A 23,740-nucleotide genomic window follows, 5' to 3' on the forward strand; every position below is an offset into this window, starting at 1 on the left:
AGGCCGCCCAGTACGTTCCTCCCCATTCACCACAACAAGCCACTGCCCTCCCCGACCTTTGTGGATTGGCGATCGCCGCCAACGGTGGCGGCGTCGAGTGTGGTCGGCAAGGATATTTGCTTGGCTGAATGGATCACTACCGCCGCTGCCATGCCATCAGCAGACCAAATTGCGTCTCCTCAGATACAGGCACCTGCTAGGTCGCTTTACACTCGCGGCTTTTTGCTCGCTGGTCACAGCTACCAGTACGCTCGGCCCGACAGCGGCTTCACAATCCGTTACCGGGCAAAGCGCCCCATTTAAATGTCTGGTTTTATGATCTCGAGAGAATGCCCGGAACGGCCGTAATGGTGAAGGGTTTGGGATGCCGTTCGGCGTCGCAAAGCCACCCATGCAGGAACCCGCGGTCCGCATGCGCTGGGCTATGGGGTTTTCTGATTTGGCGTGACCGAAGTCCTGCTGCGCGCGGCGGCATATGGCGTGGCGCACCTGCCTGTTGAACGTCGTCCGGGCAGCCTTTGAGCCTCAGCGGCGACGGTGTTGCTGAGATTGGCGTACGTGATGATGGTCGCCGTGGCGCCTGGCGCGAACCATCCCGTCGGCCCACGATGTGGCGCGGCCGTTTGGACGAGCGGATCACGCCGGGTCATGGATGGTCTCCCGGGTTGGAGGTCGCGCGGTCGGCGGGCCCCGCGGCTGGCACCATGCCGCGAAGGTCTCGATGATCACCATGGTGCCGCCGCAACAGGGACAAGGCGGGCACGGGTCTGGGGCGGTCTCGGCGGCCGGCGGTTCGTCCGTCGCCGGCGCCACCTCCAGCATGTCGCGGGCCTGGGCGAGGCTCTCCTTGCGAGCGGAACCGGCGAGCAGGCCGTAGTGCCGGATGCGGTGGAAGCCGCGCGGCAGGACGTGGATCAGGAAGCGACGAATGAACTCATCGGCGGCCAGGGTCATGACGCGTTGCCGGTTGGCGCAGCTGCGGCGATAATCCTTGTAGCGGAAGGTGACCTCATTGCCGTCGAAGGCGATGAGGCGGCTGTTCGAGATCGCCACACGATGGGTGTAGCGGGAGAGATAAGCGAGCACCGCCTCAGGCCCGGCAAAGGGCGCTTTGGCGTAGACCACCCAGCGTTTTCTGCGGACCGGCGAGAGATGACGCTGGAAGGCACGGCGGTCGCTGAGCCCTGCCAGCTTGCCGAAGAAGGCGAGTTTTCCGGCGGAATGCAGTTCGATCAGGCGGTTCATAAACAACCGGCGGAACACCGCCCCCAGCACCCTGACCGGCAACAGGAAGGCTGGGCGCGATGAGATCCACCGCCCATCCTGTGTAAGGCCGCCACCAGGCACGATCATGTGGATGTGCGGATGATGGGTCATGGCCGAGCCCCAGGTATGGAGCACGGCGGTAATGCCGATGCGGGCGCCCAGATGTTTTGGGTCGGCGGCAATGGTCAGCATGGTCTCGGACGCCGCCTTGAACAGCAGATCGTAGATCAGCGCCTTGTTGTGGAAGGCGATGTCGCCGATCTGGGCGGGCAGCGTGAAGACGACATGGAAGTAGCCGACTGGCAGGAGATTGGCCTCCTGGGCTTCGAGCCATGTGCGTGCTGCCGCGCCCTGGCACCGTGGACAGTGCCGGTTGCGGCAGGAGTTGTAGGCGATCCGCTGATGCCCGCAGTCAGAACAGGCTTCGACGTGACCGCCCAGAGCAGCAGTGCGACAGGTCTCGATCGCCGACATCACCTTGAGTTGGCCCAGGCTCAGATGCCCGGCATGGGCCGCGCGATAGGCGGGGCCGGCAGAGCGGAAGATATCGGCGACCTCAATGGTGGCGCGCACCGCTCAGGCGGGCGGAGGCTTGTCCTCCATCAGGGCCATCAGCCGGTCGAGGGGACTGGCAACCGCCTGGATCGTGCGGGTCGAGACCTTGGTGTAGAGCGCAGTTGTCTCAAGCTTGGAGTGCCCGAGCAGCACCTGGATGACCCGGATATCGACATCCTGCTCCAAAAGGTGCGTGGCAAAGCTGTGTCGCAAGGTGTGCGGGCTGACCTTCTTGCGGATGCCGGCAACCTCGGCCGCCTCCTGCACCGCGCGATGCAATTGCCGTGACGAGATCGGATCGGTGCGCGAGCGCCCCGGAAATAGCCAGCCATGGGGCAGCATCACGCCCCGCTGCTTGCCTTCGCGCCACCACAGTCGCAGCAGCTCCAGCAGCTGGGGCGAAAGCATGGCGTTGCGATCCTTGCGGCCTTTGCCCTGTTCTATGCGGATCAGCATTCGTGCGCTGTCGATATCGTCGACCTTGAGGTGGGCGACCTCAGAGACGCGCAGGCCTGCGCCATAGGCGACCCCGAGCGCGGCCTTGTACTTGATGCCCGGCGCCGCCTGGAGCAGCCGGGCCGCCTCCTCGATGCTGAGCACGTCGGGCAACTGGCGCTGATAACGGGTGATCACCAGGGCCCGCGACAGATCCCGCCGCTTCAGCGTCACATCGAACAGGAAGCGCAATGCCGAGACCGCGCCATTGATCGTGGAGGGGCCGACGCCGTTCTCATGCTGAAAGAGCTGGTAGCGGCGGATATCATCTGCCGTAGCCACATCAGGGCTCTGCCCTAGGAAGGCGGCAAAGCGCCGGACGTGACGCACGTAATCGTGCTGGGTGTGGACGCCTAGGCCGCGCATCAGCATGTCCTGCTGCATGCGTTGGCGGAGCGGCGTGGTGGGAGCGGCGGTCGGTGACGTAACCATGGGGAGTTCCTCTCGTTGAAAGAAACTCCATGGTCCGACTGCGACCTCAGCCGCTCAAAGACCTAAACGATGACGCTGAACTGACCGCGCGCACCCTCCCGCGAAGCGGGTTCGTGCATGGGGTCGGGACCTGCCGATCCGCAACGCGCCCAATTTCGGTCATTCAACGGATTATTGCATCAACGAGAAAACGGACATGACCTGGATTGTCACCTGATGTGAGAATGCAAAATCAAAAAATCGCAATGGACCAAACTTCAGCATCAGTCACTCCGCAGAAGAGACAAGGCTTCAGGAAAAGAGTGTTGGCGTTCCTCGCCGTGCTATTGGCCCAAGGCGTGCGTACTCGTCATCGGTGAACAAGCGGGAGCGCGTGAGGAACCGCCGCTCGGTGCCATTATCGAGACTGAACATGCCGCCACGACCTGGAATCGCATCGATGATCAACTGGGTATGCTGCCAATATTCGAACTGGCTGGGTGACATGTAGAAGGGAGCGCTGCCGATATCACCCATCTTGACGTCATGGTCGCCGACGATGAATTCGCCTTCAGGATAGCACATCGGCGACGAGCCATCACAACACCCGCCGGACTGATGAAACATAACCGGCCCATGGCGGGCCGTGATGGTGGCGATAAGACTTAAGGCGGCGTCGGTGGCGACGACGCGCGGAACGAGATCAGTCATGGCGGGTTCCTTGCTCGACGATCATTCCAGCGGGAGGTGGCCAGGGAGAGAGTGGGGTTAGGGCTCTTCCCGCCGGAATGATTTCTGGCGCCCGGAGCTCTCCCCGGGCGCCCGCTCAGGGAGGAGCGGCTTAGAAGAAGCCCAGCTTCTTGGGCGAGTAGCTCACCAGCATGTTCTTGGTCTGCTGGTAGTGGTCAAGCATCATGCGGTGGTTTTCGCGTCCGATGCCGCTCTGCTTGTAACCACCAAAGGCGGCATGGGCAGGATAGGCGTGATAGCAATTGGTCCATACGCGCCCCGCCTGGATGCCTCGGCCGAAGCGATAGGCCCGGTTGGCATCACGCGTCCACACGCCGGCGCCCAGGCCATAAAGCGTGTCATTGGCGATCTCGAGGGCTTCGGCATCGGTCTTGAAGGTCGTCACCGAGACCACCGGGCCAAAGATTTCCTCCTGGAAAATGCGCATCTTGTTGTTGCCAGCAAACACCGTCGGCTTGACGTAGTAACCACCCGCCAACTCGCCACCCAGATTGTTGCGCTCGCCGCCAGTCAGCACCGTGGCGCCTTCCTGCCGGCCGATATCGAGATAGGAGAGAATTTTCTCGAGTTGCTCGGACGAGGCTTGGGCCCCGATCATCGTGCTCATCTCGAAGGGAGAACCCTGCTTGATGGCTTCCACCCGCTTGATCGCCCGTTCCATGAAGCGGTCATAGACGCTTTCCTGGATCAGGGCGCGGCTCGGGCAGGTACACACCTCGCCCTGATTGAGCGCGAACATGGCAAAGCCCTCGAGCGCCTTGTCGAAGAAATCATCGTCTTCGGCCAATACGTCGGCAAAGAAGATGTTCGGCGATTTGCCACCCAGTTCCAGCGTCACCGGGATCAGGTTCTGGCTGGCATATTGCATGATCAGCCGGCCCGTCGTGGTCTCGCCGGTAAAGGCGATCTTGGCGATGCGGTTCGAGCTGGCCAGCGGCTTGCCGGCTTCAAGGCCAAAGCCGTTGACGATATTGACCACGCCGGGCGGCAGGATGTCTTCGATCAATTCCATGAGAAAGAGGATTGATGCCGGCGTCTGCTCGGCAGGCTTGAGCACCACGGCATTGCCTGCCGCTAGCGCGGGCGCCAGTTTCCAGACCGCCATCAGGATAGGGAAGTTCCACGGAATGATCTGCCCCACGACGCCGAGGGGCTCGTGGAAATGATAAGCCACCGTGTCATGGTCAAGTTCGGAAATGCCGCCCTCTTGGGCGCGGATGGCACCGGCGAAATAGCGGAAGTGGTCGATCGCCAGCGGAATATCGGCAGCAGTCGTCTCACGAATTGGCTTGCCATTGTCCCAGGTCTCGGCCAGCGCGATCTCGTCGAGATGTTCTTCCATGCGATCGGCAATCTTGTTGAGCATCACCGCGCGCTGCGCCACCGAGGTTTGGCCCCAGCCCGGCGCGGCCTTATGGGCCGCATCCAGCGCCCGCTCGACATCCGCAGCCTTGGAGCGCGCGACTTCGCAAATCACCTGCCCAGTGACTGGCGAGGTGTTCTCGAAGGTCTCGCCGTCGAGTGCGTCCACCCACTGTCCGCCGATATAATTGCCGTATTTCGCCTTGTACGGAGACTTGGTCCGCTGGCCGACGAATTCAGGTTTATTCATGGCATCCTCCCTTGTTCTTGGATGCCACCGTCATTGCAACCGGCGTGCCAGATGATATCAACCTGTTGAAGCTGTTAGGGAATTCTTGTGGCACCAAGCAGGGGTGGACGCGGTGCGAATTCGGATGCAACACTTTGCAACAACCAGACGCGATGGCCGATGCAACACCTGTTGCAAACTGCCACAACTGGTAGGGAGAGAGCCATGCAACAGGCGTCCGATGCTGCCTTGGTAGCCGCGCGCGAGCGTTTCTTTTCTGGGCACGATCTACCTGAGGGCCTGGTGCCTGCGCCCATATTGCGGTCCTGGCAGCGCTGCGCACAACAGGGCCTCGATGCCTCGGCGGTCATTCATGCCGAACCGGTCACCGCACCCGAGCTTCGCGCCTTGCATGAGCAGAACGAGACCTTACGCCTCCTCTCGCGCTCTGAACTGGTGTCGCTGCGCACCGAAGCGCGGCTTACCGACAGTGTCGTCATCCTCACCGATGCCAAGGGCCTCGTGCTCGATACCACGGGAAGCCCCGAATTCGCCGGCCGCGCCGCCGAAGTGGCGCTCCGCCCCGGCGTCACCTGGTCCGAAACTGCCACTGGCACCAATGCCATCGGCACGGCTCTCGCCGAACGTCGCGCCATCGAGGTGCATGGGGGAGAACACTTCTTCGAACCACATGGTATCCTGCATTGCGCCGCATCGCCCATTTTCGACCCTTTCGGGAAGCTCGCTGGCGTGCTCGATCTCTCCGGCCATGCCTCGGCTGAGCACACCCATGCCATGGGCCTGGTGCGCCTCGCCGTCGAGCAGATCGAACATCGCTTCTTCGCCCGCGGCTTCGATGACATGACCGTGGTGCGCTTCCACCGTGCCGCTGATCTCCTGGGCACCGCCCGCGAAGGCATTCTGGTCTTTGATGGCGGGCGTTTGATCGCCGGCAATCGTCGCGCGCTCCATCTCGTCGGGCTCGACCGCAAGGCGCTGCGCCAGTCCACCGCCGAGGAAATCTTTGAAACCGCGGCGCTCGCCACACAGCGCGGCGAACTGCGCGCCCGCAATGGCGAGCGCTTCTTTGCCGCCGTGTCCGAGCCGCGCAAGTCGCCGCTGCGCGTCACCGGCACCCTGCCGCGCGTCGCCAAGTCGGGCGAGCCAGCGCCTTTTCTCACTCCCGAAACCCGCGCCGATCTCGCCAAGGCCATCCGCCTGGTCAATGCCGAAATCCCCCTGCTCATCGCTGGGGAAACCGGTGCCGGCAAGGAAGTCTTCGCCCGCTACCTGCATGGCCTCACCCAGCGCGCCGGCAAGCCCTTTGTCGCCATCAACTGTGCTGCACTGCCCGAGAGCCTGATCGAATCCGAACTCTTCGGCTACCAGCCCGGCGCCTTCACCGGCGCCCGCAAGCAGGGCGCCATTGGCCTGGTGCAACAAGCCGAGGGCGGCATTCTCTTCCTCGATGAAATCGGCGACATGCCGCTCTTGCTGCAGTCGCGCCTCCTGCGCGTCTTGCAGGACAAGGAAGTCGTGCCACTGGGCGGCGGCACCGCGCAGAAGGCTGATTTCGTGCCCGTTTGCGCCACCAATCGCGATCTCAAGGCCATGGTCGAGGCAGGCACCTTCCGCGCCGATCTCTACTACCGCATCGCCCAGTTCACCATCCGCCTGCCGGCCCTGTGTGATTTCCCCGATCGCGCCACTGTCGTCTCGAGCCTCTGGTCCCAGCTCGCGACGGGCCATCCGCCGCTGCCCGCCCCGGTGCTTGCCCGCCTCGCCGCCCAGCCATGGCCAGGCAATTTCCGCGAACTGACCGGGACGCTGCGCGCCCTATCAGCGCTGTGTGAACCAGAACAGCCCATCACTTTGGCCGATCTACCCCAGTTCACCGAACAGGTCACCGCGGCACCTCTGCTGTTCCAGAACGATTTGGGCAGTCTCACCGAAGCCGCAATGCGTCGCGCGGTGGACCAGAATAACGGCAATCTTTCCGCCGCTGCGCGCGCTCTCGGCATCGACCGCTCGACCCTCTACCGACGGCTGGTCTGGAAATAGTTGGAAGAGGCTGATTGAACAGCTGCGTTGGCTCGTGGCTTTGCCAGTATGGGCGCCGCAGTAGACCCGTATTGGCTTTCATTTGACACTCATGAGTGACAACGCGAGGGCCAGCGAATGGCAGTTAATCCACTAGGTCGGCCCGAAAGCCGACAGGCTACAAACGGCCCCCATTCTGCCATTCATCAGGAATCGACAAACGGCAAGAATGGGGCCGATGAACTAACCCGCTGCGCGGGAGGGTGCGCGCGGTGAGATAAGGGCAAGGCATTGGTCGTCACGGCTTTATTGAGGATCGCCTGGTTCAGGCGTTCCCTTTTGGCTCCTTCAACCCAGGAGCCGAACGATGACCACGCCACTCCCCAACACCCCTGTCAGCCCGCTGCGCCAGAAGCTGATCGACGATATGAACATGCGCCACTTCTCGGTGGCGACCCAGCGCAACTACATCCGTGATGTGGGGCGCTTCGCCAGCTTCCTGCGGCGGCCACCGGATACCGCGACCACCGAGGATGTGCGCCAGTTTCAGCTGGCCCAGAGTGAAGCCGGCGTTCCGGTGCCCACCATGAACAGCGTGGTCTCGGCGCTGCGGTTCTTCTTCACCAATACCCTGGATCGGCCCGATCTGGCGCGCAAGCTGGTGCGCGTGAGCCGTCCCCGCAATTTGCCAGTGGTGCTGAGCCGCGACGAGGTGGCGCGCCTGGCCATCTCGTCGTCCGCATGATGGACACGGGCAAAGAAACTCACATCAGATCGGGCGACTTCTTCGAGATCCCGCCAAGGCATGACGCCTATGTCGAAGGTACCGATCGGGTCAAACTGATCCTGATCGCGCCTCCCGAACACCAGCACTGACCTGTTGGCGGATCCCCGTGGGTTCAGCGCGCGCAAGAAGACAAAATGGAGACAAATCGATGGCCTAAACCGGCGCGATCGCAATCAACTGGAAGTCGCATGAGAAATTTTAGCGAGCTGTTTAATTGCTTGTTAGTTCGGCACGGGCATTGTCGCTCCGTTCCTCAAGAATGAGAACGCGTAAGACACCAGAAGGAAATAGTAAATGTCTGATATTTCTCTGTCCAAAGCCGTCCGCTCGAACCTGCTGTCCCTCAAGGGCACTGCCGACATGATGGCCTCCACCCAGAACCGCCTTGCGACCGGTAACAAGGTCAACTCGGCTCTGGACAATCCCTCAAGCTGGTTCACCGCCAAGGGCCTCACCAACCGCGCTTCCGACCTCGGTTCGCTGCTGGACTCCATGGCCAATGGCGTCAAGACGCTTGAAGCCGCCGACAATGGCCTCAGCGCCATGACCAAGACGCTGGAATCGATGCAGTCGACCCTGCGTCAGGCCCGTCAGGACAAGTCCTTCCAGACCGCGTCTTATACCATGGACACCGTTGCCGCCGCCGGCGACAAAATCTCCTTCCAGGGTGGCGCGGTTGGCTCCACTGCTGTCGATGTCGGCACCGTCAAGACCGAGAAAGTTTCCAGCTTTACCGGCCCTGTCGAAGCTGCCGACGACGGCAAGCAGTTCACCATCGACAACGGTGCCGCTGACGGCACCATTACTGCCGACATTACGCTCAACACAGGTGACACGCTCGAGACCATCGCCTCCAAGATCAATACGGCCACCGAAGCTGCCGGCCAGGACACAGTGGCTACTGTTGAGGACGGCGTCCTCAAGCTGACCAGCCAGTCGAACGCAGCGCTCACAATTGCGGAAGGCACTGTTACAGGCGGCGCGGCAGTCCTTGCCTTCGGCACTGACGCCACCGTCAACAAGACGGCCGACGAACTGGTCTCGCAGATCAACGCGAATGCCAGCCTTGAAGGCAAGATTCGCGCTTCCAACGACAATGGCAAACTGCGGATCGAGAACCAGTCGACCCAGAAACTAGACGTTGGCGGCGTGTCTTCCTCGGGGGCCATCGACGGCACTTCTACAATCGGCACTGCCAGCATTGCCGGCAACTCCGTCCGCGCCGGTCTGGCCGACCAGTTCAACGAACTGCGCGACCAGCTCGACAAGCTCGCAGACGATGCCACCTTCAACGGTATCAACCTGTTGCGCGGCGACAAGCTGGCCATCACCTTCAACGAGACCGGCACGTCGTCCATCGACATCCAGACCAAGGATGGCGAGACCATCAACTCAGCGAACCTTGGCGTCTCCACCACAATGGAGGCCAAGGACCTGGACAGCGACACCAATATCGACGCCGAACTGGCCAAGCTCAAGTCCGCCCTAAATGAAGTGCGGTCGCAGGCTTCGACCTTCGGTTCGAACCTGTCGATCGTTGAAAACCGCCAGACCTTCACCGACTCGATGATCAACACCCTCGAAGACGGTGCCGGCAACCTGACCCTGGCCGACATGAACACGGAAGCGGCGAACCTGCTGGCGCTGCAGACCCGTCAGTCCCTGTCGCAGAACTCGCTGTCCCTGGCCAGCCAGGCCGACCAGTCGATCCTGCAGCTCATCCGCTAGTTCAAATAGGTGCGGAGGCGGCGACCTGCCTCCGCACAAACCTTTGGCTATAAGCTATGTCGCTTAAAATCGATTTGCGTTCTGGCGAGAAAGTATATGTCGGGAACTCTATTCTGACCGTAGCGTCCGATGAGCGCTCTACAATCATAATTGACGGAACACTGCCCGTAATTAGAGAGAATGACTTCATCCATCAAGAGCAAGCAACGACGCCCCTCCTAAGCCTCATGCATGCTGTCCAGATGCACTATCTCGTTCCAGAACAATATTCCGTCAGTAGTATCTTTCACGTTTATCTCAGTACTACTTGGGAAAACTCAGTTAGCATATCAAGCGCTATGAAACTTGTTTCGCAAGGCGAGCTTTACAAGGCAATAAGGGTTTTGAAGGACGTCCTGAAGATTGAGGCGCGGTGAGATCGGAAACCACCCAGGCGCTTTTTGATCCGCCTAACATCTTTTTCTTCATTGAGGCGATCTGTCAGAGAAGCGCGACCAGTGCTTCGATATCCTCCCAAAACATCTGGCTGCGGTGGAGCAGACGGTACCCAGTTTCAGTTCAACAAGGTAAATAATTTAAGCGGCCGCCTTGGATTAACTCGGTTGCCCCGGCTCTACCAGTTTGGTTTCAAAACCCCTGCCGGTACCCAAGCATAACCCCGGAGCCGCTTTGTCCTGCGACATGCCCGGCGCTGACAGCGTGTTTTAGCCCGAAACTGAATGAAGCACTGTTGGGAAGGCTGGCCTGGTAGGTGAGGCCGAGGTCGAGCTGCCTGCCTGAGGAGTTGAGATCGGCGCTCGAGGCTTCATTGACGATCCTACCGTCGGCAAGCCGGGCCACGGGACGGTTCATCTCCAGTGTTCCCGTCTCGATGCGCAAGGGCTGTGAGACCGATAGCGTCAAGCGGTCGCCGTCTCTGATGGTGTCGGAGAAGCTGGCACCGATCTCCATGCCCGAGAAGGTCAGGCCCGACAGATCTGTCACCAGGCCACCTGCGTTGCCCTGCCGTCTTGCAGCGCCATACTCGAAGCGACTGAACAAGGAAAGACCTGGCGCCACTTGTTGTTCAAGGCCCAGATTGACCGCCCCGATAGTGCTACCCGTGCCGAAATCGAAGGCGGTGCCACCATCAAGGCCCATGAGAGCGCCCTGCTCGCTGGCGAAAGTCGCCCCAATGCGAACCGTGCCATTTCCGGCAGGCAGGGACAGGGTGATGCCACCACCTGCCAGATTGCCATTTTCCACGGCACCATGCTCGGCAGTGAACCCAAAGGTGGTCAACTCGGCCACCGACCCAACTGGAGTCGTTGAAGCGATGAGCAGGCTCTCGCCGGCCATGGAAAGGACTGAAGCCCTACCGCCATTTCCCGAGAAACCGCCCACGGCACCCGCGAGGTTGCCAGTATGCAAAAGGTTCAGCCCTTCCCCGCTCTGGTCGAGGCTGGCCTGGCCCGGAAGGTGCGGCAGCATGGCTGCGGGCGGCGTCGCAACGGCGGACACCGCTGAAACTGGAAAGGCACGATTAAGGGCATCGAACACCGCCATCTGTTGGGGCGCCAGTGCGAGGTTTAGCGAGTCGCCAAAGCTTGAAGGCGCGACGAGGGTGCTTTGTGCAAGACTGTGTCTCTCGGCGCTGGTGACGCTGGCGCCGCTGAGCACTGATACCGAGCCGATGGGGCTCAGGGCAGCCTTGATGTCCATGACCCCGTGCCCCCATTCGGTCGAATAGGCATGGATAACGCCATTACCATAGTCCATCGTGCCGGCAACCGGCACGCCTTCAGCGTCAAACCAGCTGTTGTCGGCACTGGCGAGTAGACGCTGCGCCCATTCGGAAGGGGTCATGTCAGGAAAGGCCTCTGCCAGCAAGGCCACGGCGCCCGCGACCTGGGGCGCGACGAACGAAGTGCCAAATCCACTCGCATAGCTGGTATCGCTGGTGTCCCAGGCACCTGTGGCAATACCGTCGCCGGCAATGCAGAATTGGGCTGCCAGCCCGCAGGCCGCCGAGAGCCGGACCGCACGGGTGATGTCGCCACTGCCATTCACCTCGAAATAGCCGTTTGCTGCCGCGATCCAAGATTCAGCAAGGCGGGTTTCGAAATGGGGCAAGGCGGCCATGACATCGCCAGATGTCATGCTGTTATCATTGGACAGCGCCCAGACCACGACACCGTTGTTCTGAAAACTGTCGAGCGCATTGATATAGTTTTGCCAGTTACCCGAACCGTAACCAACCATCGCATCCATGCCCTGGGCCACCGAGGCACCGGGATTGGCAGCGAGGAAGGTTTTCAGGTTTTGCGCCGAGACGTTGAAACCCCATGAATTGTTCTGAACCACTGCGTCGAGACCGGCTGCATCCAAAGTACCAGCTGTGACATTGGCAATGCTGAAGCCCGACCCGGTCGGTTGGAAAGAAGTCAGGTGTAGATCGGCGCCGGGCGCTACGCCGTGCATGCCCAAGCCATCTTTGTTTGCTGCTGCCAGTGATGCGACGAAGGTTCCGTGGCCCTCGATCGGTAGCGTTCCAGTTTGGTTGATGGTTTTCCCGTCGAATTCGCGATGGGTCAGTCGAAAACCATCGTCGACAATAGCCACCACGGTCCCTGTGCCCGTCAGACCGGCCGAATGAGCCCAATGAACGTTATGTAACTGAAACGGACTGGACTGTGTGCCAGTCGCGGTGATGCCACAGATAACTGTCGCGCAACTGGCATCCACGGCGCGGAATTCGCTTGAGGCGGAAATGACAGCAGCCTGCGTCGAATTGAAAGTGACCGACGCACCAGCCCATCCGGCACTTGGTGCGGGGGAGAAAACGGTATTCGGCGGAGCTGGCGCATGAGACACCTCGTCCGCAGGAGGAACAGATGTACCGCCGGAACACGCGGCCACGAGCACGGGGAGCGCCATTGCCAGCATCCTGGCCAAGTCATAAATTTTCACGCGTATGCGTCCGAGGATTAAGCTGGGGCGGGGCCGAATCCTCCCAAGGGAGTAAATCTAGCCGCGAGATTTATGCAGCATTTTTGCTGGGCCCGGCACCCTTTCTCGTTATGAAATTGATCACGATTTCGATCGGCAGCGTCAGCCCGCATTTCCTGTATGGCAATGCGAGCCCGCATCCATTCAGCACTCGGACGGACCGCTACTGTTCTAATAAAATTGTTCGGGCAATCCAGCTTCGCATTAATTCCCAGAGATTACGCAGCGTGGACGGGCATGCCTCCCGTCTTGCGCCTTCAACGCCTACCAGGTCCCCGTCAAAGCCCATGAATGAGATCGAAACACCGGAACAACGCATCGAGCGCGCCCGGAAAACGCTCTCAGGGTGGGGCTGGATGGCCGTCGTGTCGACCAGGCCCGACGAAGTCATTCGCTATCTGCATTTGGAGGTCGCCGTGCTCGGGGCCCTCGCCCTGGAAGATCCGCGGCACGCGCCCGACATCCTCGCCCTCATCGCGCAGTTTCAGGCGCTGATTGACAAGATCGATTCTGAGCGAGACCAACCACAATCAGCCGAGGCATCTTCGCAGAGAGCGAGTACTGCTTAATCTTACCCACCGACAGGCGCTGTTAACCATCATGCCCACCGAACCGTTTACGGTTGTTTGTGGATGATGTCGCCAACGGCGCTCGACAGGATTTCTTCTTGTGACATTTCTAGACCTCATTCACCGTTTCAGAAACCTGTCTGTACTGATCTTCGCGATGGGTCTGCTGCTCGTTGCGGGTCTGGGTTGGTGGGCAGCCAATCGCATCGACGACGGAGCCCTCCAACGGCAAATCCGATCCATTAACAGGGGACTGACCGAGCTTGAAGTCCGCGTTCCATTCGAGCAAGACACCTCCGCCGTGTGGAACGAGGCCGTTGTGAATCTTCGCGCCGGAAATCAAGATTGGATCGCCGACAACCTGGCCGAGTGGGTCAGCAGCTATTTCGGTCACGACCGCGTCCACCTCCTTGATCCCAGAAACGAACCGATGCGATCGGTAAGCTTGGGGGAACTTCGGCCGATTGGGGTCTATGACGCCGACCGTGCGGTGGTCGAGCCGATGGTCATGCGCCTAAGAGCAGAAATGGCGATGGTCTCTGCAGGCCAAAGCGATTCAACGGACGCGATAGTTGGACTTGGTTCGGTTGAGCGGGCTCGACTGGCTGATGGAGAAGTCGGCATTGTCAGCATTCGACCGGTCGTTCCTGACGACAGCGAGGAACTGGCTCAACGGCCGGGTGAAGAGTTCCTACATGTCTCCGTCAAGCTGATCGACGCGTCCGTCAGCGCTGCCATTGCAGAGCAATACGGCATTGCGGACTTAAATTTTGCATCACAACGCGCTCAGGAGGCCGGACGCGCCCACACACCGGTTCTAGCCAGCGATGGCGAGACCTTGGGCTATTTCAGCTGGGAGCCCTTCCGCCCTGCGACACAACTCATGCGGGAAACGGCTCCGGTCCTCGGCGCAACCCTGATCATCGTGCTCTTTATGTTCGCACTGCTGCTGCGTCATCTGGACAAAACATCAGCAAGGTTGAGACTGAGCGAGGCCGAGGCAAACTATCTGGCATTCCATGATCAACTTGCCCGTATCCCCAACCGCTTTCTGTTCGAAGACCGGCTCAACCGTGCAATCGCAAACCGGAAGCGGTCAGGCGCTCGTCTGGCACTGCTATCTATTGATCTGGACAGGTTCAAGTATGTGAACGACACGCTCGGGCACCCGGTCGGGGACGAACTGATCCGGCAGGTCGGATCTCGGCTGACCGACCTGGTCAGTGAGGTTGATACGGTTGCGCGGATTGGCGGCGACGAGTTTGCGGTACTGCAGGTCGCGGTCGAGAAAAGCGATGACGCCGTTGGCCTCGGTCAGCGGATCGTCGACGAAATGGAACGCCCTTTCGATCTCCTGGATCATGAAGTGCGGACCGGATGCAGTGTCGGCATCGCTTACTCTGAGGATGTCAATCAGGATCCCGATGACCTGATCAGGCAGGCTGATATCGCTCTTTATGAGGCCAAGGCGAACGGTCGGGGACGCTTACAGGTTTTTGCCGGTGAGCTAGACAATGCCGTTCGCGACCGCCGCGCCCTGGAACAGGACCTGCGTGAAGCGCTCAATGGTGGTACCGGTCTCACGCTCGCCTACCAACCCATTTATGACACCGTGACTGGGAGTATCCTAGGCGCGGAGGCTTTGGTCCGCTGGGAACACACATCAAGGGGAAGACTTTCGCCAGACAAGTTTATCGGGCTTGCCGAGGAAAGAGGGCTCATCAATCAGCTTGGATTGTGGGTTTTGCGCACTGCGGGCACCTATGCCCTGACCTCCGATATACCCTGGGTGGCGGTCAATGTCTCTCCGGTCCAATTTCGAGACGACCGCTTTGCGCAACACGTTTTCGCAATGCTGGAGGAGATAGGCCTGCCGCCCCAAAGGCTCGAGATCGAAATAACCGAAGGACTGCTGCTCCAGAATTCTCCTGGCATTCAGCAGACGCTTCGCACGCTTCGGGCCGGAGGTATTCGGATTGCCCTAGATGATTTCGGAACCGGTTACTCCTCGATCAGCTACTTGCGCACCTATGGGGTGGATAAGCTCAAGATCGACCAGTCCTTCGTCGCCCAACTGGGACGCGACACGGAGGTGGACAGCATTGTTCGCGCGATCATTGATCTGGCAAAGGCGATGAACATGACTGTGACGGCCGAAGGTGTCGAGACCGTGGGACAACGCGGTTTGTTGGAGAAACTGGGATGCGGCCAGTTGCAAGGCTATCTGCTCTCTAGACCCATGCCGGCCGAAGCCCTGACAGATTTGCTGCGCGATGCAACGCGTCAGTCGGCCTGACCCATCAGCTCTAGCAGGCTGTTGAAGAAGTCTCTCGTCTGATCGCTTGTTGCGTGATTCAATGGTCTCGGCTGATTTGGGGAGGCGGGATTGCGGGGATCGGACGAGAGAACTGGTGCCTTGTTCAGCTATGTGGATCTGGAGACGCGGGTGCGGAAGGATCACCCGCTGCGCACGATCCGCCGGCTGGTGAACGAGGCGCTGTCGGCGCTAGAAGGTGAGTTTTCTTCGCTGTATTCGGGTCTGGGGCGGCCCTCGATCGCGCCCGAGAAGCTGCTGCGGGCTATGCTGCTGCAGGCATTCTACTCGATCCGTTCGGAGCGCCAGTTGATGGAACGGCTGGAGTTTGACCTGCTGTTCCGCTGGTTCGTGGGCCTGGGGATCGACGATGTTGTCTGGGACCATTCGAGTTTCTCGAAGAATCGCGACCGACTGCTCGAGGGCGATATCGCGGCGAAGTTCCTGGCAGCGGTTCTGGCGCAGCCCCCGGTCAAGAAGCTGCTATCCACGGAACACTTCTCGGTCGACGGCACGCTGATCGAGGTGTGGGCGTCGATGAAGAGTGTCCGGCCCAAGAGCCCGGAGGACAATGCGGATGAGCCGCCCACGAGCGGTGGCGGGCGCAATCCGGATGCGAGCTTTCATGGCCAGAAGCGGTCGAACGCCACGCACGCCTCGAGCACCGATCCACAAGCCCGGCTGTACAAGAAGGGTGCGGGCAAGGAGGCCAAGCTCTGCTTCATGGGACACGGGTTGATGGAGAACCGCCACGGGCTTTTGGTCGATGCCTGCCTGACGCGGGCGGACGGCCATGCCGAACGAGTGGCGGCGCTGCACATGATCGAACCCCATGCCGATCGGCCGCGGGCCATCACGCTTGGCGCCGACAAGGGCTATGACGCCGAGGACTTCGTCAACGAGCTGCGCTCGATGCAGGTGACGCCGCATGTGGCTCGGAACATCAGCGGCCGCCGCTCCGCGATCGATGGACGCACGGCGCGCCATTCCGGCTACGCCGTGAGCCTGCGCATCCGCAAGCGGATCGAAGAAGCCTTCGGCTGGATCAAGACCGTGGCCGGCCAGCGCAAGACCAGGTTCAAGGGGCTCGAACGGGTTGGCTGGGCCTTCACCTTCGCTGCCGCCGCCTACAATCTGGTGCGGCTGCCAAAGCTGATTGCGGAGACCGGCTGATGGCAAAGGTGCCCGCCTTCGCGAAGGCCTTCGCCGGCCGCTGGCGCATCGTCGAGATGGATGTCTGGGACAACGACGTCCTCGATCTCGTCGAACAAGCGCACCTCACTTTTGAGGGCGCGGCCGGCGGCGAAATCGCCTTCGGCGCGCTCAAGGGCTTCCTCGACGTTCGCTATGGCGCCCGCGACGGCGCAGCCTGCGCCGAGTTCTCATGGCAGGGCTACGACGACAACGACCCAGCCTGCGGCCGCGGATGGGTCATCATCGGCACGGCGGGCCGCCTGGTTGGCCACTTCTTCATCCACAACGCCGATCACTCAGGCTTCGTCTGCGAACCCGACTGACTTCTTCAACAGCCTGCTAGACACCCTTTATCCCCAAGGCAGGCCTATTGGCCTACCGCTGTCCAAACCGAATGCAATTTTCTCTATATCGGCACGTTTGATTTAGCTGTTGCCGGTATCTGTCGAACGAACACGATCTGGAGTTGTTTCATATGATCCGCCTTCCCACTGTACTGCTTGCTATCAGCTTCCTGTCCGCACCTGTCTTTGCACAGGAAGAGCTGATCACTGACGAATGCGCGCCGACCACGCTGTTTCAAGCCTTTGGCCTTGAAGACGTAGAGGGCTGCGAACCCGACGGAAGCCTTGGCGACGAAGTCGCTGACGAAGAGGACACGGTTAGCGCCAACCCGGTGGCGACCGCTGCCAAACTGCCGGGCAACAATCGAGAAGCTGCACTGGCGCACGCGAACGACAAAAGCAACGGCGCAGTCGAGGCTGCTCACGAACGGCGCAACGACAATGAGGACCGCGGCAATTCCGGCAGTGAAAATGCTGGCGGAAAAGGGGGCGTGCGTCCCTAAGTCCGATAAGATATAGGATCAGCGAGCGTTGCATCGCTCCTTTTCCGAAGTTTTCCAGTTGGTCAGCGAGCTCCGGTGCCAGGTGGTACACCGGGGCTCGGCCCTTGCGAAGAACCGCCAATTCCCGCAATGAAAGCTCCGCTCAGGTCTGTGTTGCCTGAAAGCAGGAGAAAACCATGTCAAATACGCCTGACCTTCGTTGGAAGGTCGAGGGCATAGCCCTTATTGCTGCCTTCACCCTGACAGTGCCGCTGGCCAACTGGATGATTGGCAATGTTGGAACCGTCTGCGTTCCGGATGGCCCTTGTCTTGTGCCAGTGGCGCCCGGCCTCTTGGCGCCCAGCGGTGTGCTGGTGGCCGGCCTTGCATTTGTCCTCCGGGATTTTGTGCAACAGCGTCTTGGCGCAATCTGGGCCATCGCCGCCATCATCGCTGGTGCAGCCATCTCAGCCACGATAGCGCCGCCCGCCCTGGTGATTGCGTCGACCGCAGCATTTCTGGTGTCCGAACTGGCAGACATGGCGGTATTCACGCCCTTGCGGCGTCGCGGCTTGCTTCTCGCCGTGTTCACCTCGAGCATCGTCGGGCTCTTTGTGGATACGCTGATCTTTCTGCAACTGGCATTTGGCAGCACAGACTTGATGTGGGGTCAGGTTGTGGGCAAAGGCTGGATGGTGGTACTTGCGTTGCCGCTGCTTCATCTGTTGCAGACACGCCGCACGTCGGCGGCTCCCATTGAGGGAGCACAGGCATGAGCGAGCAGCATCTTGGCCTGAGCCAGCTTGGGCGCGACATTCCGGCACCCACTGACCCCACGACGGCCGTTTTGGAACGCGTGCCCAATCCTCACGAGGATACCGATTATCTGACCCGTTTCACCGCGCCTGAATTCACGTCAATTTGCCCGGTCACAGGTCAACCGGATTTTGCCCACCTGGTCATTGACTACGTTCCGGACAGGTGGCTGGTAGAGTCAAAATCCCTCAAGCTCTATTTGACGGCTTTCCGCAATCACGGGGCCTTCCATGAAGATTGCACAGTCGGGATCGGGCGTCGTTTGGTGGGCCTGCTCGAGCCGCGCTGGCTCAGAATTGCCGGCTACTGGTATCCGCGCGGCGGCATCCCGATTGACGTCTTCTGGCAGACCGGGACTCCGCCGAGCCATCTCTGGCTACCAGACACTGGCGTCCCCAGCTATCGCGGCCGTGGCTAGGTTCAGTTTGTTCGTGCGCCAACCAATGCGAGCGTGCAACTGAACTCGAGAATTGACTCGCAGGGCAGTCTCGCAACTTGAGGCTGCCCTGCGAGGTTTGGCAATATTACCAGACCCCACCGTCGTCCGCCGGCTCCTCAACCGGTTGTTCGATGGGCTCCGACACGGACCCACCGCCGGCATTGCCCACCTTGCGATCATTTCCCTGGTTTCCGTCAAAGCCGGAAATGCCGCTGTCATTGGTGTGGCTCTGGCCCGGACCTGCCATGTCAATCAAATCGACAGGAGCAGGCACGTCGCCAGAACCAATGGCCAATGCGGGGCTGGCGATCGCAATCGCCGCGACGACCGACAGCGCGGAAGACAGAAGAAGAGACTTTTTCATAAACACCCTCATAGGATTTCGGCTCAACAGGGCCGGTCTCGCAGTGTCTGGTCAGACTCACGTACGGTTCCTATTCGAACTGAATTGCTATTGAGATAACTTGCATGCACATGCCCGGGATAAGGGCACGTTGATGTGCCTTCTTGATCTGTTGCCGCCCTTGCTCTAAGTCAAATTGAAGCAGGTTACCTGCAAGTGTTCTCAGGGCGGGGTGGAATTCCCCACCGGCGGTAATTGTGTCTTTGCACACATCAGCCCGCGAGCGCCCATCCTTCGGGATGGGGTCAGCAGACCCGGTGTAATTCCGGGGCCGACGGTATAGTCCGGATGGAAGAGAACCGATGATTGTCGACGCGCGCTTTCCGTTCACCGGACAGCGCGTGCTTGTCGTCATTTGCCCTGGAACGCGTCTTTGGTGACGACGGGACGGGCATGGACGAAAGCGCAGTTTACCCCAATCCAGACTTTCCGCCGCAGCCGATCCTGCGCGCCTTTGCGCGTGCCTTGGATCTGGCGCGGGCCCATGAAGGCGCAACCGCGCCAAATCCGCCGGTCGGTTGCGTGCTGCTTGACGCCAATGGGCGGGAACTGGCTACCGGCGCACATCGGCGGGCAGGCATGCCTCATGCCGAGGCTGACGCCATCAACAAGGCTCGCGCCGCCGGGCTTGCCGATAAAATCGACAGTGTCGTGGTGACGCTCGAACCCTGCAATCACCACGGTCGCACGCCACCCTGCGCTGAGGCCATTCTGAGCACCGGCGCACGCCAGGTCTGGATTGCCTGCCGTGACCCGAATCCCAAGGTCACGGGCGGAGGCGCCGAACGCCTGCGCGCAGCGGGGCTCGATGTGCACTTCTTGTCCGGTCTGCACCACCCCGAAGCCGCTGTGCTGTTTGGAGAAGCCAACCGGCTGCTCGCGCCATTCGCAAAACGCGTCCGGACCGGACTGCCTTTCATCACCATCAAGCAGGCCATTTCCGCGTCGGGAAGCATGGTACCGGCTGCCGGGCGCAAGACCTTTACCAGCGCTGCATCGCTGGACCTGGCCCATCGTCTGCGGCGCCGGGCCGATGCCATCCTGACCGGCTCGGGGACAGTGCTGGCCGACAACCCTCTCTTTACCGTGCGGCGGGTGCCAGACCATCCGGAAAAGCAACGCATGCTGGCCATTCTGGACCGGCGCCGGCGGATCACCGAGACCTATCTGGATGCTGCCCGAGAGCGCGGCTTTGCCCTGCACCTGGCCGATGACGTGCACCACGCCTTGGAAGCGATTGGCATGGCGGGCGGCATGGAAGTGCTGGTCGAAGCTGGTCCGACCCTGACCGCGCATCTGCTCACAAGCGGCCTCTGGGACGAGCATGTCCTGATCGAACAGGCCGCCAATCCCGACGGGACCGACCGGGTAACCGTTCGGCACAACCCGGCTTCCCAAGCTTATTCACACGGAAAGGAAAAAGATGTTCTCGGGCATCATTGAAAAACGCGCACGCGTCTCTCTGGCCGCGCCCAATGGCGGCTCGCTGGAGATCGAACTTGAGAGCGGCTGGCCGGACTTGTCGCTGGGCGAGAGTATTGCAGTCAATGGCGTGTGCCTGACGGTCACCCAATTCGATGGCGCCGGCCGCGCCCGTTTCTTCATCAGCCCCGAAACGCTGGCGCGCACCAATCTGGGTGGCCTGGCCGTCGGACAATACGCCAATCTGGAACGTGCGGTAACGCTCGACACGCGGCTTTCCGGACATCTGGTGCAGGGTCATGTCGACGGACTGGCGCGACTGGTGGAGCGTGTCGAGGCCGATGGCGCCTACAAGCACGTCTTTGTGCTGCCCGACGCCCTTGGACGCTATTGCGTCGAAAAAGGCTCCATCGCCCTTAACGGCATCAGCCTCACCATCAACGGTCTCGAACGGCGGGACGGGGGCGTTGCCGTGCTGGTGACCATCATCCCACACACCTGGGACCACACCAATCTCAACACGCTCGCCATTGGCGACGATCTCAATGTCGAGGTCGACGTCATGGCCAAATATGTGGAGCGCCTATGTCTGCCCTATCTCAAGCCCTGACCCAATTGCGCAATGGCGGCATGGTGATCCTGGTCGATGACGAAGATCGCGAAAATGAAGGCGATCTGGTCATTGCCGCCGAATTCGCCACCCCTGAAGCAATCAACTTCATGGCCCGGTTCGGCCGCGGCCTGATCTGCCTAGCGCTCACCGGCGAACAGGTCGACCGGCTTGGCCTGCCCCCGATGGTGGCCAACAACCGGGCCCGCCGCTCGACCGCCTTTACCGTTTCCATCGAGGCCGTCGAGGGGATTACCACGGGCATTTCGGCGCATGACCGGTCCCGGACAATTCAGATTGCGACCGACCCCGGTGTCAGACCCGCCGATATTGCCTCGCCGGGCCATGTCTTTCCGCTGCGGGCCGCCGACAATGGCGTATTGGCGCGCGATGGCCATACCGAAGGGGCGATCGACCTGATGCGGCTGGCCGGACTGCGGCCCGCCGGGGTGATCTGCGAGGTTATGCGGGACGACGGACAAATGGCGCGACGGCCCGATCTCGAGGTCTTTGCCCGGGAACACAAGCTGCCCATCCTCACCATAAGGGACATCATCGCCCATCGCCTCGCCAACGAGACTCTGGTGGATGAAGTGGCGCGCTCCGAATTGCCCACCGAACACTCCCCGGTTCCCCTGGAGGTCCGCGCTTTCCGCAGCCGGTTGGACGGCACCGAGCATCTGGCGCTGATCCGCAATCCTGTGGGGCGCACGCCGCTGGTTCGTTTGCATTCGGAGTGCCTGACCGGTGATGCACTGGGTTCGCTCAGATGCGATTGCGGACCGCAATTGCAGGAGGCCCTGCGCCAGATCGCCACTGGTGATGGCGGCGCCCTCATTTATCTGCGCGGGCAGGAAGGGCGTGGCATCGGCCTTGCCAACAAGATCCGCGCCTATGCCCTGCAGGACCAGGGGCACGACACGGTGGAAGCCAATGAGGCCCTTGGGTTTGCGCCCGATGCCCGCGACTATGGCATGGCCGGGCAGATCCTGCGCGCGCTCGGCATCGAACGCCTGCGGCTCCTGTCGAACAATCCGGACAAGGCCTTGTCGCTCGAACAGTTCGGCATCGATGTCGCCGAGCGCGTGCCGCTCGAAATTCCGGCCAATCCCTACAACTGGCGCTATCTCGCGACCAAGCGGGACAAGTTCGGCCACACCTTCACCCATCAGGAACATGAGAACCAGAATGTCTGAAAGCACATATCGCCTTGCCCTTGTCGTCAGCCAGTTCAATCCCGAGGTCACCCACGGCCTGCGCGACGGAGCACTGGCCTATCTCGCCGAAAACGGCGTTTCGATTGCACCGGACCACGTCTATTCGGCGCCTGGCGCCTTCGAAATTCCACTCATCGCCAAGCGCCTGGCGCAATCAGGCTTCGACGGCGTGATTTGCCTCGGCTGCGTCATCAAGGGCGATACGGCCCATTTCGAATATATCAGCGAGGCGGCCGCCCACGGATTGATGCAGGCTGGCCTGGAAACCGGCAAGCCTATTACTTTCGGCATTTTGACCACCTATACGGACGAACAGGCCATCCTGCGCAGCCGCAAGGACGAGCACAACAAAGGCCGGGAAGCAGCCGCTGCCTGTCTGGAGGCGCTGGCCGTGCTGCGGGCAATTGATGGTGCCGTCGGGGCGTGATGCGATGCTGTAGGGTTGCCGCTTAAAGCTGTAATTTGGCTGATCGGAGAGTGGGATTTTTAATTTCTTCCGTAGATTCTAAATTGGTCTGGAAGGAGAATACCTCATGCGCATAGCCACCAAGTTCGCCACCGCGGCCCTCGTCCTGTCGTTGAGCGGGCCTGTTCTTGCCCAATCGCTCAATGAATTTGCCAGTCCCGGCGCGCTCGCTAGTTTCTGCGCAGACCGCGCACTTGGCAGTTCGACACCAGCAGCGCTAACCTTGGCCGATGGTCGGGATATCCGTGGTGAAGTGCATTGTGACGCAGCCGCCAAGGCAGGCGACAGACCTGTGGCCGAGCTAGTGGAGGAAGCGGGAGAGCGCCCGGAACTGCCCGAGCAGGCAAGCGACACGGCCCGCAACGCCGTCGCATCAGCGGGTGAAATGGGTGCTGTCATGAGTGAGCAGAACAAACCTGATCACGCCGGCCCACCCGAAGGCGCCGGAAGTTCAGACGCAGCTGGCGGTGCGTCCGCGGCGAGCAGCGGTCGCAGATAGGTCGCGAAAAGGCACCAGGTGATCCGGGTAGTGACCTGGTGCCTGCTCGACAATCACTGTATGCCCAGATTCAAGAACCCTTACGCCAACTCTGCCTGGGCTGCGTCATTAAGGTTGATACGGCCCATTTCGAATATATCAGCGAGGCGGCGGGCCATGGCTTGGTACAGGACGGGCTCGAAACCGGCACGCCCATAACCTTCGGCATATTGACCACCTATACCGATGAACAGGCCATCCTGCGCAGCCGAATGGATGAGCACAACAAGGGTCGCGAAGCCGCCGCCGCCTGTCTGGATGCCCTCCATACGATTGCGGCCATCGCTCGCTAGACGGTCTCCCATGATTGACCAG

At 60.9% G+C, this 23,740-nt stretch carries 23 protein-coding genes and 1 riboswitch; of the genes, 17 read left to right on the forward strand and 6 right to left on the reverse strand.

The genetic code is table 11. The features are described from left to right. Nucleotides 1-636: 636 nt before the first annotated feature. The 4 genes from K1X15_RS13485 to adh all read right to left on the reverse strand — a co-directional run bounded on the left by K1X15_RS13485 (nucleotide 637) and on the right by adh (nucleotide 5,089). Nucleotides 637-1,839, reverse strand: a complete 1,203-nt coding sequence (locus K1X15_RS13485; protein WP_220304141.1) for an IS91 family transposase — start codon at nucleotides 1,837-1,839, stop codon at nucleotides 637-639. Between the two features lie 3 nt (nucleotides 1,840-1,842). Next, nucleotides 1,843-2,748 carry a tyrosine-type recombinase/integrase gene (locus tag K1X15_RS13490; protein WP_240549492.1) on the reverse strand — a complete coding sequence of 302 codons (906 nt, stop codon included), beginning with the start codon at nucleotides 2,746-2,748 and terminating at the stop codon, nucleotides 1,843-1,845. Between the two features lie 291 nt (nucleotides 2,749-3,039). Next, nucleotides 3,040-3,438, reverse strand: a complete 399-nt coding sequence (locus tag K1X15_RS13495; RefSeq protein ID WP_090597856.1) for a DUF779 domain-containing protein — start codon at nucleotides 3,436-3,438, stop codon at nucleotides 3,040-3,042. Nucleotides 3,439-3,568: 130 nt separating this feature from the next. Then, complete coding sequence (gene adh, locus K1X15_RS13500; protein ID WP_090597854.1) at nucleotides 3,569-5,089, reverse strand: aldehyde dehydrogenase; 1,521 nt, start codon at nucleotides 5,087-5,089, stop codon at nucleotides 3,569-3,571. Nucleotides 5,090-5,293: 204 nt separating this feature from the next. Between adh and K1X15_RS13505 the strand changes: the two genes are divergently transcribed. The 4 genes from K1X15_RS13505 (at nucleotide 5,294) to K1X15_RS21640 (ending at nucleotide 10,039) form a co-directional block, all read left to right on the forward strand. Continuing rightward, nucleotides 5,294-7,129, forward strand: coding sequence for a sigma-54-dependent Fis family transcriptional regulator (locus K1X15_RS13505; RefSeq protein ID WP_104894141.1), 1,836 nt, complete (start codon nucleotides 5,294-5,296; stop codon nucleotides 7,127-7,129). A gap of 346 nt (nucleotides 7,130-7,475) precedes the next feature. Continuing rightward, nucleotides 7,476-7,853 (forward strand): site-specific integrase, encoded by a 378-nt coding sequence (locus tag K1X15_RS13510; RefSeq protein ID WP_220304142.1) that lies wholly within the window; start codon nucleotides 7,476-7,478, stop codon nucleotides 7,851-7,853. A 336-nt stretch (nucleotides 7,854-8,189) separates the two neighbouring features. Continuing rightward, nucleotides 8,190-9,623, forward strand: a complete 1,434-nt coding sequence (locus tag K1X15_RS13515; RefSeq protein WP_220304143.1) for a flagellin N-terminal helical domain-containing protein — start codon at nucleotides 8,190-8,192, stop codon at nucleotides 9,621-9,623. A gap of 56 nt (nucleotides 9,624-9,679) precedes the next feature. Further along, entirely contained in the window at nucleotides 9,680-10,039 is a 360-nt protein-coding gene (locus K1X15_RS21640) for a flagellar biosynthesis repressor FlbT (protein ID WP_220304144.1), read from the forward strand. A gap of 211 nt (nucleotides 10,040-10,250) precedes the next feature. Here K1X15_RS21640 and K1X15_RS13525 read toward each other — a convergent pair whose 3' ends face one another. After that, entirely contained in the window at nucleotides 10,251-12,572 is a 2,322-nt protein-coding gene (locus tag K1X15_RS13525) for a S8 family peptidase (RefSeq protein ID WP_220304145.1), read from the reverse strand. 326 nt (nucleotides 12,573-12,898) lie between these two features. Between K1X15_RS13525 and K1X15_RS13530 the strand changes: the two genes are divergently transcribed. From K1X15_RS13530 to queF, 7 genes are all read left to right on the forward strand, one after another. Then, entirely contained in the window at nucleotides 12,899-13,180 is a 282-nt protein-coding gene (locus tag K1X15_RS13530; RefSeq protein WP_220304146.1) for a hypothetical protein, read from the forward strand. Nucleotides 13,181-13,280: 100 nt separating this feature from the next. Then, nucleotides 13,281-15,476 carry a putative bifunctional diguanylate cyclase/phosphodiesterase gene (locus K1X15_RS13535; RefSeq protein WP_220304147.1) on the forward strand — a complete coding sequence of 732 codons (2,196 nt, stop codon included), beginning with the start codon at nucleotides 13,281-13,283 and terminating at the stop codon, nucleotides 15,474-15,476. Nucleotides 15,477-15,566: 90 nt separating this feature from the next. Next, on the forward strand, nucleotides 15,567-16,667 hold the full coding sequence (locus tag K1X15_RS13540; protein ID WP_220304148.1) for an IS5 family transposase: 1,101 nt from the start codon (nucleotides 15,567-15,569) through the stop codon (nucleotides 16,665-16,667). After that, nucleotides 16,667-17,011: a hypothetical protein gene (locus tag K1X15_RS13545; RefSeq protein ID WP_220304149.1), complete on the forward strand. Its 345-nt coding sequence runs from the start codon at nucleotides 16,667-16,669 to the stop codon at nucleotides 17,009-17,011. Before K1X15_RS13540 ends, K1X15_RS13545 begins: the two co-directional genes overlap by 1 nt. Nucleotides 17,012-17,163: 152 nt before the next feature. Further along, nucleotides 17,164-17,535 carry a hypothetical protein gene (locus K1X15_RS13550; protein ID WP_220304150.1) on the forward strand — a complete coding sequence of 124 codons (372 nt, stop codon included), beginning with the start codon at nucleotides 17,164-17,166 and terminating at the stop codon, nucleotides 17,533-17,535. A 176-nt stretch (nucleotides 17,536-17,711) separates the two neighbouring features. Next, entirely contained in the window at nucleotides 17,712-18,290 is a 579-nt protein-coding gene (locus K1X15_RS13555) for a VUT family protein (protein WP_220304151.1), read from the forward strand. Then, a complete protein-coding gene (queF, locus tag K1X15_RS13560; RefSeq protein ID WP_220304152.1) occupies nucleotides 18,287-18,748 on the forward strand; it encodes a preQ(1) synthase in 462 nt (153 codons plus the stop codon). Before K1X15_RS13555 ends, queF begins: the two co-directional genes overlap by 4 nt. A 106-nt stretch (nucleotides 18,749-18,854) precedes the next feature. Here queF and K1X15_RS13565 read toward each other — a convergent pair whose 3' ends face one another. Next, nucleotides 18,855-19,133, reverse strand: coding sequence for a hypothetical protein (locus K1X15_RS13565; RefSeq protein ID WP_220304153.1), 279 nt, complete (start codon nucleotides 19,131-19,133; stop codon nucleotides 18,855-18,857). Between the two features lie 193 nt (nucleotides 19,134-19,326). Next, nucleotides 19,327-19,476: riboswitch (FMN riboswitch) on the forward strand. A gap of 41 nt (nucleotides 19,477-19,517) precedes the next feature. On the opposite strand from K1X15_RS13565, the gene ribD reads away from it, so the two are divergent. From ribD to K1X15_RS13595, 6 genes are all read left to right on the forward strand, one after another. After that, the gene (gene ribD, locus K1X15_RS13570; RefSeq protein ID WP_240549493.1) at nucleotides 19,518-20,615 is read left to right on the forward strand and encodes a bifunctional diaminohydroxyphosphoribosylaminopyrimidine deaminase/5-amino-6-(5-phosphoribosylamino)uracil reductase RibD; all 1,098 of its coding nucleotides are present in this window, start codon (nucleotides 19,518-19,520) and stop codon (nucleotides 20,613-20,615) included. Further along, nucleotides 20,596-21,204, forward strand: a complete 609-nt coding sequence (locus tag K1X15_RS13575) for a riboflavin synthase (RefSeq protein ID WP_220304154.1) — start codon at nucleotides 20,596-20,598, stop codon at nucleotides 21,202-21,204. The genes ribD and K1X15_RS13575 overlap by 20 nt, the downstream gene beginning before the upstream one ends. Then, nucleotides 21,180-22,400: a 3,4-dihydroxy-2-butanone-4-phosphate synthase gene (ribB, locus tag K1X15_RS13580; protein WP_220304155.1), complete on the forward strand. Its 1,221-nt coding sequence runs from the start codon at nucleotides 21,180-21,182 to the stop codon at nucleotides 22,398-22,400. Before K1X15_RS13575 ends, ribB begins: the two co-directional genes overlap by 25 nt. Further along, nucleotides 22,393-22,848: a 6,7-dimethyl-8-ribityllumazine synthase gene (gene ribH, locus K1X15_RS13585; RefSeq protein ID WP_220304156.1), complete on the forward strand. Its 456-nt coding sequence runs from the start codon at nucleotides 22,393-22,395 to the stop codon at nucleotides 22,846-22,848. Before ribB ends, ribH begins: the two co-directional genes overlap by 8 nt. Nucleotides 22,849-22,954: 106 nt before the next feature. After that, entirely contained in the window at nucleotides 22,955-23,386 is a 432-nt protein-coding gene (locus K1X15_RS13590; RefSeq protein WP_220304157.1) for a hypothetical protein, read from the forward strand. Between the two features lie 38 nt (nucleotides 23,387-23,424). Then, nucleotides 23,425-23,718 (forward strand): 6,7-dimethyl-8-ribityllumazine synthase, encoded by a 294-nt coding sequence (locus K1X15_RS13595; protein WP_240549494.1) that lies wholly within the window; start codon nucleotides 23,425-23,427, stop codon nucleotides 23,716-23,718. Nucleotides 23,719-23,740 lie beyond the last annotated feature (22 nt).

Origin of the sequence: Devosia salina, assembly GCF_019504385.1 — a bacterium.
GTDB lineage: Bacteria > Pseudomonadota > Alphaproteobacteria > Rhizobiales > Devosiaceae > Devosia > Devosia salina.